This window comes from Streptomyces sp. NPDC048383 (assembly GCF_040651775.1).
Taxonomy (GTDB): domain Bacteria; phylum Actinomycetota; class Actinomycetes; order Streptomycetales; family Streptomycetaceae; genus Streptomyces.
On sequence record NZ_JBEZKS010000019.1, the window covers coordinates 58,764 to 71,998 of the forward strand.

The 13,235-nt window shown below is 67.5% G+C and carries 14 protein-coding genes and 4 pseudogenes; 10 read left to right on the top strand and 8 right to left on the bottom strand.

The window, feature by feature from the left end:
- Positions 1-10: 10 nt before the first annotated feature.
- The 3 genes and pseudogenes from AB0D46_RS15860 to AB0D46_RS15870 all read right to left on the bottom strand — a co-directional run.
- A pseudogene (locus AB0D46_RS15860) lies at positions 11-555 on the bottom strand (IS5 family transposase); the annotation flags it as partial.
- Positions 534-1,025 carry a hypothetical protein gene (locus AB0D46_RS15865; protein WP_362877898.1) on the bottom strand — a complete coding sequence of 164 codons (492 nt, stop codon included), beginning with the start codon at positions 1,023-1,025 and terminating at the stop codon, positions 534-536. The pseudogene AB0D46_RS15860 and the gene AB0D46_RS15865, both read right to left, overlap by 22 nt.
- Before the next feature lie 195 nt (positions 1,026-1,220).
- Positions 1,221-1,759: pseudogene (locus AB0D46_RS15870) on the bottom strand (hypothetical protein).
- 236 nt (positions 1,760-1,995) lie between these two features.
- Between AB0D46_RS15870 and AB0D46_RS15875 the strand changes: the two are divergent.
- From AB0D46_RS15875 to AB0D46_RS15895, 5 genes are all read left to right on the top strand, one after another.
- A complete protein-coding gene (locus AB0D46_RS15875) occupies positions 1,996-2,274 on the top strand; it encodes a hypothetical protein (RefSeq protein ID WP_362877899.1) in 279 nt (92 codons plus the stop codon).
- Positions 2,265-3,332: a hypothetical protein gene (locus tag AB0D46_RS15880; protein ID WP_362877900.1), complete on the top strand. Its 1,068-nt coding sequence runs from the start codon at positions 2,265-2,267 to the stop codon at positions 3,330-3,332. Before AB0D46_RS15875 ends, AB0D46_RS15880 begins: the two co-directional genes overlap by 10 nt.
- Before the next feature lie 111 nt (positions 3,333-3,443).
- Complete coding sequence (locus tag AB0D46_RS15885) at positions 3,444-3,827, top strand: hypothetical protein (RefSeq protein ID WP_362877901.1); 384 nt, start codon at positions 3,444-3,446, stop codon at positions 3,825-3,827.
- Positions 3,828-4,087: 260 nt separating this feature from the next.
- Positions 4,088-5,014 carry an aminoglycoside phosphotransferase family protein gene (locus AB0D46_RS15890; protein WP_362877902.1) on the top strand — a complete coding sequence of 309 codons (927 nt, stop codon included), beginning with the start codon at positions 4,088-4,090 and terminating at the stop codon, positions 5,012-5,014.
- A 558-nt stretch (positions 5,015-5,572) separates the two neighbouring features.
- Positions 5,573-5,938 (top strand): hypothetical protein, encoded by a 366-nt coding sequence (locus AB0D46_RS15895; RefSeq protein WP_362877903.1) that lies wholly within the window; start codon positions 5,573-5,575, stop codon positions 5,936-5,938.
- Positions 5,939-5,979: 41 nt separating this feature from the next.
- On the opposite strand, the pseudogene AB0D46_RS15900 reads toward AB0D46_RS15895, so the two are convergent.
- Together AB0D46_RS15900 and AB0D46_RS15905 are read right to left on the bottom strand one after the other, a co-directional pair.
- Positions 5,980-6,207 (bottom strand): annotated as a pseudogene (locus AB0D46_RS15900) (transposase); the annotation flags it as partial.
- 1,445 nt (positions 6,208-7,652) lie between these two features.
- Positions 7,653-7,976, bottom strand: a complete 324-nt coding sequence (locus tag AB0D46_RS15905; protein WP_362877904.1) for a hypothetical protein — start codon at positions 7,974-7,976, stop codon at positions 7,653-7,655.
- A 485-nt stretch (positions 7,977-8,461) separates the two neighbouring features.
- Here AB0D46_RS15905 and AB0D46_RS15910 point away from each other — a divergent pair, with 485 nt between their 5' ends.
- Genes AB0D46_RS15910 through AB0D46_RS15920 form a run of 3 tightly spaced genes read left to right on the top strand, consistent with a single transcriptional unit; the run spans position 8,462 to position 9,407 of the window.
- Positions 8,462-8,923 carry a hypothetical protein gene (locus AB0D46_RS15910; RefSeq protein WP_362877905.1) on the top strand — a complete coding sequence of 154 codons (462 nt, stop codon included), beginning with the start codon at positions 8,462-8,464 and terminating at the stop codon, positions 8,921-8,923.
- Positions 8,920-9,105 (top strand): hypothetical protein, encoded by a 186-nt coding sequence (locus AB0D46_RS15915; RefSeq protein WP_362877906.1) that lies wholly within the window; start codon positions 8,920-8,922, stop codon positions 9,103-9,105. The genes AB0D46_RS15910 and AB0D46_RS15915 overlap by 4 nt, the downstream gene beginning before the upstream one ends.
- Positions 9,106-9,128: 23 nt before the next feature.
- Positions 9,129-9,407, top strand: coding sequence for a hypothetical protein (locus AB0D46_RS15920; RefSeq protein WP_362877907.1), 279 nt, complete (start codon positions 9,129-9,131; stop codon positions 9,405-9,407).
- 23 nt (positions 9,408-9,430) lie between these two features.
- Here AB0D46_RS15920 and AB0D46_RS15925 read toward each other — a convergent pair whose 3' ends face one another.
- Positions 9,431-10,021, bottom strand: a complete 591-nt coding sequence (locus AB0D46_RS15925) for a transposase (protein WP_362877908.1) — start codon at positions 10,019-10,021, stop codon at positions 9,431-9,433.
- A gap of 710 nt (positions 10,022-10,731) precedes the next feature.
- On the opposite strand from AB0D46_RS15925, the gene AB0D46_RS15930 reads away from it, so the two are divergent.
- A complete protein-coding gene (locus tag AB0D46_RS15930) occupies positions 10,732-11,166 on the top strand; it encodes a hypothetical protein (RefSeq protein WP_362877909.1) in 435 nt (144 codons plus the stop codon).
- 54 nt (positions 11,167-11,220) lie between these two features.
- Here AB0D46_RS15930 and AB0D46_RS15935 read toward each other — a convergent pair.
- Positions 11,221-11,433: pseudogene (locus AB0D46_RS15935) on the bottom strand (transposase); the annotation flags it as partial.
- Between the two features lie 290 nt (positions 11,434-11,723).
- Here AB0D46_RS15935 and AB0D46_RS15940 point away from each other — a divergent pair.
- Entirely contained in the window at positions 11,724-12,116 is a 393-nt protein-coding gene (locus AB0D46_RS15940) for a cold shock domain-containing protein (RefSeq protein ID WP_362877960.1), read from the top strand.
- Positions 12,117-12,577: 461 nt separating this feature from the next.
- On the opposite strand, the gene AB0D46_RS15945 is transcribed toward AB0D46_RS15940, so the two are convergent.
- Positions 12,578-12,907: an STAS domain-containing protein gene (locus AB0D46_RS15945; protein ID WP_362877910.1), complete on the bottom strand. Its 330-nt coding sequence runs from the start codon at positions 12,905-12,907 to the stop codon at positions 12,578-12,580.
- Positions 12,908-13,235 lie beyond the last annotated feature (328 nt).

Consider the following 13,235-nt stretch of genomic DNA (forward strand, 5'->3'; position numbering starts at 1 on the left):
ACTGATCGTTTCAGAATGAGGTTCGGAGTCGGCGTAAGCAGATGATGCTGCAGGCGAGTCGGAGGAAGCCGAGGTGGAGGTCGGCTCGTATCTCGTAGCGGATCCGGAGTCGTTTGAACTGGTGGAGCCAGGCGAAGGTTCACTCGACGACCCAACGAGTCCTGCCCAGGCCGGAGCCGTGGACCGGGCCACGTCGGGCGATCTTGGGCGTGATCCCACGGGCCCGGATCAAGCGCCGGTACTTGTCGAAGTCGTAGCCGCGGTCGGCGAAGAGTCGATGGGGCCGGTGGCGTGGCCGTCCGCGAACCCCGCGAATGTGGGGTATCGCGTCCAGGAGAGGCATGAGCTGCGTGACGCCGTGCCTGTTTCCGCTGGTCAGGGAGACGACGAGTGGGATTCCGTGACGATCGACGATGAGGTGGTGCTTGCTGCCGGGGCGAGCACGGTCGACCGGCGAAGGTCCGGTGTGAGCCCCCCTTTGAGGGCCCTGACGTGCGAGGCGGCGATAGCCGCATCGTCCATGTCGAGCAGCCCTACGGCCCGCAGCTCGGCCACAGCTCGCGCATCCACGCGGTGTCCAGCGGGTCCGGGTGGGCACGCGTGATCTCTGCGGTGGCGAAAACCAAGGCGGCCCGGACCACGGGGTCCTGCTCCTTCGCGAACCAGGTGGTGAAGTCGTTGCGGATCCTACGGTCGGGATCGGCCGCGGTGGCGAGAGCGTAGGAGGCGCCGACGCGCACCGCGGGGTCGGAGTCGTCGAGGAGATGCGCCAGCACACGGGAGCCGGCGGTAATCGCGGCTCGGGCGCCGGCCACCGACCAACCCGCCGGGTAGCCGGTTATCTCCACGCCGTAGTAGTCGTAGCCGCCGAGGAACTCCTGCCCGGGGCCGGAGCGGTGCAGGAGCAATTCATCGCGAGAGGCGACACCGAAGTAGCGGGCGCGGGCCGGGCCGACGAGACCGTAGAGGGCCTCGGCGCGGTGCGAATGGTGCGGGTCGCCGGCGATCCGGATCAGGGACGGCACGACGAGAGCGACAGCGGCCCGGCTGTCGTCGGCACACAGGCCAAGCAGCACATCCAGGGCATCACGTGCGCACCCCTCTCCACTGCGCAACAGGCGCACGGCCTCCCGGACCCTCTTCCCGCCAGGGAAGCTCCCCCAAGGAAGGCCGTCGAAGAAGGCTTCGTCGCAAGTAGTGCTCAGATCCAGCCCTACGAGTCAGCCGCCGTGGAGGCCCCACCCGTCGAGGCCACCGTAGATGTGGGCTTCGAGGCATTGCGGGGCGTCAAGGCCAACGGCCTCACCCCGGTACACGGCGATGAGGGAGTCCTCGCCCCGCCACCAGTTGTCGGTCACTCCCCCGCACTTCGGGTACAGGCTCGAAGCCACCGAGGTCTAGGGCCTCGACCGCCTTGCCCTTGATCCTTGTGACGGTTCTGGCCCAGCGGCGGGCGTGGTCGGCGAGCGCCAGGGATTCCACCCAGCCGTCCGTGTCGGCGTGCAGGGGTGTCCACTTGGTAGGCGTCGATGCCGAACGCCCCGTCGGGGCCGATCTTGAATCCGTGGGCCATGGAGACCCGACACTGGCCCGCCTCGAAGGACCAGCCCTGCCCGGCCATCCGCTCGGGGCAGCCGGCGTCCAGGGTGCGGGGGCCGCCGTCGTAGAGCGGGGCCGGCGGCAAGGCGAGGCCGCCCCAGCGGTCCTGGAAGGCGGTGGCCCGGTCGGCTTCCGCAGCGGGGATCCCGTGCTTGATCATCGCGTCGCGGCGTCGCCGGATGTCCTGCCGCGGGACTACTTGCACCGCAGCGATGTGCGGGACCGCAAGGGCAGAGTCCTTCGGCCCGCTGCTCCGCCAACACGGCTGGCCGCGGTGCACGCTATGCAGGAGCCCGCCTTCTACAGCGCACTATTCAGCGCTGACCGACTCGCCGATGGATTCATTCCATGGCCGGGCCGCACCCCCTTCGAAGTGGCCGGTTGCAAGACCCGCCGTTGGAGGCCCTCGAGTACACCGACGTGGCCAAGCGCCTGCTCGACGGTTGGTCGAAGGAGGACCCGCTGCTGGCAGTGAACTTCAACGCCTTGGCTCGAGAAGCGGGCCATGCGCGGTTCAATGGCCACTGGATGCCCGCCCTGCGCCCGCTGATGGAGCAAGCGGCGGCCTCCCTCGGTGTGAAACCCCGTTGGGGGCGGGGTGCCACGGCGGTGCCGCGCGCGGACGGCGCCGGGGAGGTGGCATGGACCGAGGGGGTGACGGGCACATGTCGCTGAATTTCCTCGTGGAGCGGGTCCGGACAGCCTGCGTTCTCGTGGTCGCCCTGCTGACCGGAATGCGGGCGAGCGAGTTGATGGAGATACCCCTCGACGCCTGCGTTCCGCCGCAGGAGCTGGGACCCGGCCGCATGCGCTACCGGCTACGGACCAAGCTGATCAAGGGACAAGGGCCCGACGGCGTCTGGGACGAGTGGGTCACCGTCCTCCAGGCTCACAGCGCCGTCCAACTAGCGGTCGCGCTGCACGAGCCCCGAGACACGTCCCCGCACGCGTTCGGCCGATTCACTTTCAGCAGACGATCCACGAGCCTGCGCGCCTGGGTCAACGGCCCCGAAGGCCAACGTCTAGGGCTTGCTCCGATCCCGGACGACCCGATAAACCCCCAGGTCACCCGCCGCACCCTGGCGATGGAACTCGCCCATCGCCCAGGCGGACTCCTGGCCGCGAAGATCCATCCCAAGCACGTGACCGTGGTGACCACCGAGGGCTACGCGGACCGGCCTGGAGGCGCCCAAGCCGAGTTCCTCGCCGACGTCGCCGCGGAGGAACAGGTCCGCAACAAGGACCTGACCCTGGCGGCCTTCCGCGACTTACAAAACGGGATCATGCCCACGGGGACCGGCGCTCGGGACCTGATCGAGTTCTTCGCCTCCGTCGACGAGAAGCTGCGGGAGATGGAAGCAGCCGCGCCAGGCGTCAAACCCGGTGACCAGGAAGTCATCAACCTGGTTTCCAGACGTGCGAAGACCCTCCATCTGGGGAACGCCAACTACTGCTGGTTCGCCGACCCGTCCAAGGCACTGTGCTTGATCCTCGCCGGGACACCTGGCGCGGACAAACCGCTTGCCGGCATGTGTGACTCCGTCCGCTGCCCACAAGCCACCCACCACCAGAGCCACCGTCCCGTCTGGGCCGACAGCGCCGAGAACAAGAAGATCTTCATCGGCAACATCAGCCGCGGCCAGCCGACGGAGAAGGCCCGCCTGCAAGCCGACCTGGACCGCGACCTGCGCGTCCTGGCCGAGATCGACGCCGCAAACGGAAGGGCGCTCTGACATGGGACGCATCAGCGAAGAGACCCGCAGCCAGAAAGAAGAAGCGATCCGCTCCGCGATCGACTACTCCGGGGCGAACTCCCTCCCAGCGGCAAATGCGACCTCAGCGCCTTGGCCGCCGAGGCCGGAGTGACCCGCACCGCGTTCCACCCGAAGAAGAACCGCGACGGCACCACCCGCCCAGGCCCCTACCAACACCTGGCTGAAGAGTTCGAACGACGCCTGAATCTCCTCCAGGACGCCGGGACCAGCGTCGACCCCAGAGCCGCGCAGATCCAACGGCTCAAGGCAGCGAACAGCGCGCTCGAGGACCGCCTTGCGAAACAGAACACCGAGATTGCCGAGCTCAAGGAGTTCAGGCAGCTGGCACTGTCCCGGATCGCCGCCCAGCACCTCGAGATCGAACGCCTACGGTCTGAGTCAGCTGCTGGCGGGAAGATCGCCACCCTGGTCAAGCGGAGGCCGGCCACGGGCACGAGCGGATCCTGCAGCTGATCAGCACTCCGTCACGGGAGCAGTCCCCGCCGAGCGTCAACAGTGTTCTGGGGTGGTGTCGTTCCTGGAACTCCAGCCGTGGCGGGCGCGGGCGTGGGGATGCCGTCGTCGGACGGCATCCCGCTATTGAGCAGGCAAAACGCTGCGACCGGGGGCCACCGCATGATCTTCTTGTCTTTACACATCGAGGATCATTTGTGGGGGCAACCGTGCCTCGGTTGACCCCACCGGCAAGATCACCATCTGCGGCTGGAGCATTCATGACCGACCTGCGGCAAGCCCACGATGCCACTCGCGAGATCGCGGCAGCGGCCCTGGGGCACGACCCCGGCCCCATGACCACCGCCGAGAGCAGCTCCCACCACGTCTACGTCAGCTCGGACGTCGTCGTGAAGATCATCGACGCCGATGGCCACGCGCGGCTGAACCGGGAGATCGCACTCGCGCCCCACCTGCCCGCCGGCCTCGCGGCCCCTCTGCTCGGCAGTGGGCTCCACCGGCTGGGGACCTATGACGTCCGCTACGCCTGCTACACCCGCGTGCCAGGGACGGCTCCCGGCATGGGCATGCCCGGCATAGACGGTGTGACCGCGCGCGCGTTGGCGGAGGACGCGGTCCAGCGGCTCGACCGACTGCACAGCTGGATACCCGCAGCCCCCATCGACCAGATGCTGAGAGAACCACTCGACCACGGCGGGTTCACGAGCCAGGCTGCGCTCTTCTCCGAGGTGGAGAACCTCGCTGCCCTGGACCGGCACAAGACCATCCCTCGCCGTCTCATCGACGGCCTGGCAGCGATCGCAGAGCGCGCGCCGCAACAAGCGCAAGCAGTCGTCCCGGTTCACGCGGACTGCCACTGGGACAACTGGCTCGTCCATGATCGGCGCGTGACGGCCCTTCTGGACTTCGAGTGGGCCCGCTTCGGCGAGCCTGCCGACGACTGGTTCTTCCTGGCCCGGTTCAGCGGTCCGCACACGCAGACCGTTCTCGACGTCATCTCCCAGGAGACGATGACCCCCCTGGAAACCCTCCGAGCAGAATGCGAGGTTCGCGAGGCGACCTACCTCGCCTCCGACCTCTGCATCGCGCTCAAACACCCCGATACCTCTTCGCGGATGGCCGCGGAGAGGCTCCACGCACTCGAGGAGCTCGTCGTTGAGCGCTACTGGTGGTGCCACACACAGTGATGCCACCAAGCCTCGTGCTGCGGCAGGTACTTGGCCAATACCGGTGGCGCTCATCCAGAGCTCAGTGACTCTTATCACCTGATACGCTCCCGGCACGCCTTCTAAGCGACATCACGCGCCGAGTGAGCGCGACACGGGCTGAGGCTTCTCCCGTCGCCCAAAGAGACGTGACTTGCGAGGGACACGGACTTTGCGGAAAGAAACTAGGAATCATGGGGGCTGGTTCCTGTGGGGTACGACTTCGGCCTCCTGCACACGTGCAGCCTGCGTGCCGCCGCGACCGCCGCGCGCATCCGCTCGGCGTTCCCGCACGTCCTGGACACACACTGAGGACGGATCGGAGAACTCGTCGCGCTCACCCAGCTCCTCCAGGTCGTCTCGCGCGTCATGGCGACATCTCCGAGGCGATCACGGCCCGCGCGGAGCAGATCATCGGCCAGCCCGTTTCCCCGGAGCGTGAGGGAGTCCCGAAGTGTCTGCCCTGAGTGAGAGGCGTGACGCTGTCGCGGAGGCTGCAATCCAATCGACGCGGCTCGGCCTGTTCCGGAGAATCAACGCATGAGCCTCAATGTGGATACCTACGTATACGAAGCCAACGGCGAGTGGATCCTTCTGGAAGACCCCGACGACGACTACAGCAAAACCATGGCCGGATTCGAGAAATCGCGCAGCAAGCTGTGGGGCTCTGAAGCGGTTCGGGCACTGGGGGCTCGCTTTCTTCCCCAGCTCGACGGCGGCAACCTCCAGGTCGAGCCAGGGGAGATCGACGACTTCCTGGCCGAGTGCGAAGCCATACGCCCGCACCTCGATCACCTTGGTGAAGTCAGCGGCTATGGCACGGAGTACGTCACCCGACGCTTCGACAACATCGTTGCCGCTTCCGTACGAGCCAAAGCCGAGGGCGGCGGTGTCATCGTCTGGTGAGCTTGATCTTCACGCCTTGAGCGTCGCGGAGCCGGCATCCACCAGGATCTACCGGGTCTGCCGATCGCCTTGAGGGTCTCAGGACGCTTGACGGTCTTGCCAACCTCGTAGCGGGGTGCGGGACGGCGGTTCTTGCTTCCGGGCGGCCATCCGGGACTGGCGCCACGAGGTTGGGGAACACGGGCGGGGCAGAGGAGGTGAACCCGGGCCGGGATGAGGCGCTCGGGCTTGGTCGGCTTCTCCCAGGGGCGGAGGTCGGCGGCGAGCGGCCACCGGCTGCAAGTGGCAGGCCCTGCCATGAGACTTTCCTCTCTGGCGGACGGCTTACCACTTTATGGCCCGCTGGGCCGCACCGAAGTGATCCGCCAGATCCGCGACCAGCTCCGCAAGCGCGTCCGCCGGGACATGGGCCTACCACTCGAGGACGCGCCGCAGGAACCGGACTTCGGATTCGGCATGACCTGAGCAAGGCCGCCCTGATTCTCACAACTGGCAGTGCGGTGGCTGACCGATCCTGTTCTCGCAAGACTGTTGCCACCTGAGGTTCACCGGGTCCCGGCCCGGCAGCCGGCCGGGGGTGCGCCCCCCCGGCAGGCGATCCTGCTCGCCCTCTCGCTGCGCTCCATGGCAAGCAGCGTGGGCCTACCACTCGGCCACCAAACGCACCCGCCGTCGGGGCGCGCGAGCGTGAACATTCATAGCGTGGCTGAGACCGGATCGGGCTGAGCGAATTCGTGAAGTCCGGGAATCGAAGTCTGCTTTCGCTGGGGCGCGCCTTCTGTGGCTGAGGTCGAATCAGGCTTAGCGGATCGGTTCCGGTGGAAGGGGTGTACTGGGTGGCGCCAGGCTTCAAGTGGGTGAGGGGCCGGTCCACTGGCACCAGCAAGGGCTCTGCGCGAAGACATTGGGTAGGGACGTCGGCAGAGCGCGCCACGACGTGGCCCCTCTGGACGCCGGCCACAGCGAGCGGACTGTTTTCGTGGCCGGCGCTGAGCCGGTCGCAGTGGGAACGGGCCCGAGGCCACCGGTCACCGGCGCCTGCTTTCTTAGAGGGAGTGCGCAGCATTTTTGCTGGTCAAGCGAATGCTTGCGTGGATATGCGTCAGCCCTGCACTGACATATCTCTTGACGATAGGTCAGTAGGTCCCGACGTATCCATGCTCGTTCGTTGCAGTCCTGCCACCAAACCGCGTGTCAGCGAAGCCTGGGGTGACGGTGTTTTGTCGCAGTACTACGACAAAACACCCCGTCAGGACTCGGAGCCGGCAGCAACCCGGGGACAGAGCCGGCAGACCCATCCGCTACGACGCAGGGTAGATGGGCGGCGGCGGGTGACGTGTCCCGCGGTGCAGCGAATGAGGTGAGGAGCGTGTACGCCGAGCCAGAGGGGTTCGAGGAGAGCGGCACCATCGGCTGCCAAGCGTTCCAGAAAGGCGTCCGCAGCAGCGGCGGGGTCCTTGCGTGCGCAGGTTCGGCACATGCCCTGGCCCTGTTGGATGTTGGACGGGCGCGGTGTGCACAGGTGGCCCGCGGGGCAGCGGACCCGGTGCGGGATGCTGTTGCCAAGCCAGGCGGGTTCGAGAAGTTGGGCGCCGGTGGCGGCGAGTCGGGTGCGGAATGCGGCTTCCGCGCGTAAGGAGTGTGCGGGGCGGCGGGGCTGATACACGGTTCTTCCCGGACGATGCAGGGCTGGCGAGCGGATGCGGAACACCCGTCATTTCACCTGAATCAGCACGCCGAGCGCTACGGCTGCTCGGCGGCACCCGGATCGGACAGCCACGGGCTCGTCACGCAGGTCCCTCCCGCCCCACTCCACAGGGGGCGCGGCGCGCATCGCTGCCAGGCGCAGCTCTCGACGGGCAGTGTCGGCATCGTCCGGCAGGACCGTCCGGGCGGCGGCTCCGTCAATGAGGTCGAGGAGCGGCGTGGTCTCGCCGGGAGTGATCAGCCATCTGTGGATGTATGCGCCGAGCACATGGGGCGCCCGCTCGCAGTGCTCCGTCCGGACGAGTTCCCGGATCGTCCCGATGCCGTCCATGGGCGTCTCCCAGACGGGGCTTGGTCCATGCCTGCCTGGTCGTCCTCCCCACCGACAAGGCCCTCGCAGCCACCGGTGAGGAAATCGGTTGGTGAGCTGTGTCCGCATTGTGGCGTCGTGGGAGTTCACGTGGTGAGTGAACCGGTGACTGGAGGGCCGTTGCCTGAACGCGGGATATGCGCCAGTACGGCGCTGACGTTTCTCCGACTTCCGTTGTAGTACCGGCACGGTGTTCGTCGCAGCTCTGCAACGTCCACTTTTTGCTCAAGGCGAACCAGGACGATGAGGGGCCATCGATGAGTGCAGGCAACACCCTTGCAGTTCCCATTCCCCCACCGCGGCCGGTCAAGCGGCGCCGCCCCCTCCCGTCACCCGCCCCTTCGGAACGCATCATCGCGGGGCACAAGTTGGAGGTTCCCCCCGGGCACGGAGCGCACGTTTACCCGTTGGCGACGGCGACAGGCTTCATCGGTAGGACGTACAGCATGGACTCCCTTGCCTTCATGCGTTGGGCATCCCAGCGGTACGCGGACCCCGGTCTTCGTTTTGTCCTCAATGTTCTCGTCGCCTGCATCGGCCTTCAGGAAGTCGGCGGCGTGATCGAAAAGACCCAGCAGGAGATCGGTAAGGAGCTCGGCGGATACAGCCGTTCGCACATCTCCTGGGCCTTGTGTGTTCTCGTCGAGGATGGCGCTCTTCGTCGGGTCCGTCGCGGTGTGTATCAGCTCGCGCCGTCGGCGGCCCTGCGCGGAGGCATGAGGACTTTGGAGCGGGGGACGGACAGGGCGGCCGGCAAGGTGAAGGGCGAACGCGTCGACCAGTTGGACCTGCTCAAGCAGATCCTGGAGGACCCGGACGCCCCCGCCGCGTTCAAATCCATGGCTCAGGCCGATGCACAGCTGCCCCAAGGACCGCGGCCTGGCACGAAGGGGAAGGCAAAGGAATGACGACCTCGGCCACTCCCCCGCCGCCGTACCCGAGCACGCTGTACAACCCCTATGCGGGCCTCACGTTCGTGCCCAGGCTTCCGCCCACCGCGTACGCCCTGCCTCTGTTCATGCTCGCCCAACAGCAGCCTGGCGGCCACGTCCGAGCCACCCACGACGAACTCGCCACCGACCCGCCCTGAACCGCGGCGTCATCAGCCGCGCCATGCCCTACCTCGTCGCCGCCCGCCTCATCCTCGTCATCGGCCGAGGCCGCTTCAAGATCCACCCCATGCTCGCCCTGCACCCCACCCCACAGGAACGCAAGACAGCACTGGCCGCACTCGCACCCGAAGACCGACTCGACGTCGGCCACTTCGAGGACGAGTACGAACTCCGCCTGACGCACTACCTGGAAGAGAAGGCCCGCAAGAAGATCGAGCAGGCCAAGGCTCCGACGACACGAGCCTGCGCACCGTGGAGCAGGGGCTTCATCGATGGATGAAGCCCGAGACTCGCGCCGTGCTACTACTGATCTTTCCGTAAGTTCGGTGGGTGTGTTGGGTGGATGGTCAAACCGGTATGGGCGAGGAACGACCATGGCAGTCGCGGGTTGGTGTTGATGCGGTGGATGCCTTGCTCGGTGGCGTCGGCGACGTCGGCGAGGTGGTCTCCGGCGAGGTTGGCCAGTTCACGCTTCTTGAGCGAGGACCACAACAGCTCCACCGGGTGCAGCTCGGGAGCGTAGGCGGGTAATCGCTCCAGGGTCAGCCAGTCCTGCTCGGCAACCCACGCCCGCATCGCCCGGCTCCAATGGGCGGACAGGCCGTCCGGGACCAGGACCACCTGCTCGCCGCGGTAGAACACCTTCATGTGCTCCAGGACCTCGATGAGGGCGGCGGTGTCGTAGCTGCCGGGCTTGAGGTGGAAGCACAGGCGGGCCCCGCGATCGGGGTCGGTGGAGTGGTAACCCAAGACCCCGGCGATCGACGCACGCTTCCAGTTCAGGCGGTGCCGCAGTAGCGGAGTCCGCCCTCGGGGCCAGTAGGTACGGCGGATCTGAGGGAGCAGGGAGACGCCTGATTCGTCGAGGAAGACGATCCAGGCACGTATGTTCACGGCCCCCTTTTGATCCGCGGCCACTCGTGCGCGATCCAGCGGGCGATCTCCGACTCATCCCATCCACCGCCCGCCGCTCGGGCCGCTCGGGCCGCTCGGGCCGCTCGGGCCGCTCGGGCCGCTCGGGCCGCTCGGGCCGCTCGGGCCGCTGCAGACTCCATCCGAGCCGGCCGGTCAGCAACCGCCACACCGACGCCCTCGACAACGCCACCCCCGTTGCCCTGGCCGCCCGGGCCGCCGAGGCCTAGGCTGCGGAAGAACGCCTGTTCCCTGTCGACCATCGGCTGCTCACCATGACCGGGGGACACTACCTGTGACTCACAAACCAGGACGAAGGGTCGGCCGACGACCCGCTCCCTCTGCAGCACGTACGGCTCGACCGTGCCGCTCACCTCACCCTTGATCATGTCGACGAACGCGAGCAGACCGGTGTCCGTCAGTCGCACTCCATCGCCGCGTGGGACCATGCGGAAGAACATCTGCAATTCGGCATACGTGCTGCCCCGCAGCGCAACCACTTCGGCAAGCTACTCCCCCGCAGCCAGCGGGGTCAGCAACGCTTGCTGGATGCCCTTGTGTGAGACAGCCACCGCCTTGGCCACCACGAGTGGGTCACTGGAGGTGACGGCCAGATCGCGCAGGCTCTGTACCTCCGCAACTAGGACTTGTCCGGCCGATCACCGTCGTGGGCTGTCGGGCATGATGCCCGGGTGAGCATCATCGTGAAGTTCTTCGTGGCGCCGGACGACACGTCAGCGGATCTGGCCCTCCAGACTGGGCCGGGACGGGCATTCGAGTCGCTCTCCCTAGGCAACTTCGATCCCGAGGAGGCCGTGATCGAGTGGGAATGCCTTCTGGCCGGCAGCAGCTTCGAGGAACTCGTCGAAGCCGGTGAGCCTCGCATCGTCGCCGGCCAGGACAACGACGGATGCGTCGTCCTCGCGATCTCGCCTCGCCTGTCCACTGCACTCGCGGACGCCACGCACTCCAGGCTGCGTGACGTCGCTGCCTCGTGGGCCCAACTGCGTGCGGAGGATGGTGAGGTCATCGACACGGAGATCGCCCACGCGATCGTAGGTGATCTGGCTGCTCTCGTCAGCAGCGCCCGGCGTCAAAACCAGAGCGTTTACTGCTGGGTCGCGTAGGAGTTCATGTTCGGAGCCAGATCGCGACGGCCGCCGCGGTGGCGGTGCCGAGGCCACAGCGGCGTAGAGCCCTCCGTGACCACGGCGGTGTTCACCTACCAGCGACAGCTCAACAATCGATCTCACCGGCCCGTCACTGCACAGAACCGCGTCGGTCGGCTCGAGCAGCGCATCCGAACGAGCGGTGAGACGGGAGTGGAACTCGCCCCGGAATCCTGACAGTTCCTCCAGCGACTCCTGCCGGGCATCACGATGCGGCAGACTCATCCTCACGGCCTTTGTGCTGGACATGTGTGTTCCTTGGTCTGAGTACATGATCCAGACGAAGGCCGCTTCCGTGTACGGCGGTTACCGAACCGACTGATCAAGTACGACGTACCGTTCGACGTCGGACGTTAAAGATCAGGCTAGTACGGCGCCTGCCGGCTGCAACCGCGCTGGATCCCACTGCTTCACGCCCCTGCACACGCCCTCCCGACTGGCCGAGATGGGGCGGACAGTGTCGGCTTCCGACTCCAAGCCAAGCGGAGGGGTGATGTGTGTTGCCGAGCGGTGTGGTGAAGTGGTTCGACTGTGACCGGGGGGTCGGTCTCATCAGTCAGCAAGGCGCTGGGCCTGACGTTCAGGCAGAAGCCTCAGCGGTCCATGGAAGCGATAACCGTCTGCGCCAGGGGGAGAAAGTGCTGTTCGACATCACCCTGGACAGTGCGGGGCTGCGGGCCGACAACATTCACCGTCTCAGGGCAGGGAGGGACGGCGCGGTCCCAGCCGGCTCAGCGGAGCCGTCTGACGGCCAAGCCCTCGGTGTGGCCCCTCCCGACCAAGCGCAGCGCGCCGCACTCGCCCAACCTCGACATCGAGTGGGCCCGGTAGGGGCTGACGGCGTGCGAGCCCGGCCGGTTGCGGCCCGGCCGACTTACCGAGCGTTAGACCACACCCCACACGAATAGCGCTGACCGAGGGACGGGGGGCAGGTCGGCGGCAGGGTGGAGGGGCGATCCCCGCTCTGCGGGTGATCGTCTGTCCGCCGGACTCGCCGAGCGCGGCGCCGGGTGCGCTGCGACAGTGAGATTCTCGGCCGCGTCCTCGGCCCGGACGACCTTCGGTCGGCCCAGCGCACCGCTACCCACCACCTCGCCGGGGCCCGGGCCCGACTGGGCCGCCCCCTGCTGGCCCGGCAACCAAGAAACGTGCGGTGTGATCCGGGCCCCTCACTCACCATCAGCAACCGGGGTGGCCGGTGGCCCTCAAGCAGGTCCTCCCGCCCGGACGGTCGGTCGCACGTCCAGCCCTCAGCTTTCGACGGTACGGACGGGCACTGACAAGCGGGCCCCGGCGGCTGGTCCCGCGCCCGTCGCCCCTGGCCGCGCGATGGGCGATGGCCGTGGCCTCGGCCGGCGTTTGACCCTGGCTAGAGGACGCGGGCGGCCTCGATGCCCTCGGCCGTCAGGAACAGGGTGCGGGCCGAGGTGACGTCCAGGAGCCGGGCGAGCTGGGCGGGCAGGGGGCCGGCCAGGACCAGGCGGTCGGTAGCCCGCAGGCGCAGCATCAGGTTCAGCATCGAGGAGTCGGCAAAAGCGACCTGGGTGACGTCCAGGACGATCCGTCGTACGCCGGGGTCGTCCGTGGCCGCCGTGCAGGCCGCCTTCAGGGGGCCGAGGATGTCCTGATCGAACTCGCCCGTGCACGCGATGACGCGCACGCCGTCCTCATCAGGCAGTACGTCCACCTGCTGCTCCATCAGCATCTCCCCAGTCTCGCCCACCGGGCTCCGCACGGCACCCGTCCCCCGCGGCCAACGTACCCGCGCCCCAACGGCGGCGGGCTCGAACAACCCATGATCCAAAACACAGGAACTGCCCGGACCTCCTCAACCGGCAGCCGCAGAGCGTCCCGCCCCGAACCCGGCCACGTCCTGGTGAACGTCACCGGTCGGGCTGTCCCCGGCCGGCCAAGGTCGTGACCATGTCGGGGCCGCGCACGTTGTCGTCGTGTCGCGGGTCTCCCCTCCCCCCACCCCGCGGACTCCCGGCGGTGGCCGGACACCCACCGCCGGGACCTGTCCGCGA

Coding starts and splice junctions, on each gene's coding strand:
- AB0D46_RS15945 (WP_362877910.1), bottom strand. CDS start 12,907: ATGGAGCAGCAGGTGGACGTACTGCCTGATGAGGACGGCGTGCGCGTC.
- AB0D46_RS15910 (WP_362877905.1), top strand. CDS start 8,462: ATGGACTCCCTTGCCTTCATGCGTTGGGCATCCCAGCGGTACGCGGAC.
- AB0D46_RS15905 (WP_362877904.1), bottom strand. CDS start 7,976: ATGGACGGCATCGGGACGATCCGGGAACTCGTCCGGACGGAGCACTGC.
- AB0D46_RS15915 (WP_362877906.1), top strand. CDS start 8,920: ATGACGACCTCGGCCACTCCCCCGCCGCCGTACCCGAGCACGCTGTAC.
- AB0D46_RS15890 (WP_362877902.1), top strand. CDS start 4,088: ATGACCGACCTGCGGCAAGCCCACGATGCCACTCGCGAGATCGCGGCA.
- AB0D46_RS15895 (WP_362877903.1), top strand. CDS start 5,573: ATGAGCCTCAATGTGGATACCTACGTATACGAAGCCAACGGCGAGTGG.
- AB0D46_RS15920 (WP_362877907.1), top strand. CDS start 9,129: ATGCCCTACCTCGTCGCCGCCCGCCTCATCCTCGTCATCGGCCGAGGC.
- AB0D46_RS15880 (WP_362877900.1), top strand. CDS start 2,265: ATGTCGCTGAATTTCCTCGTGGAGCGGGTCCGGACAGCCTGCGTTCTC.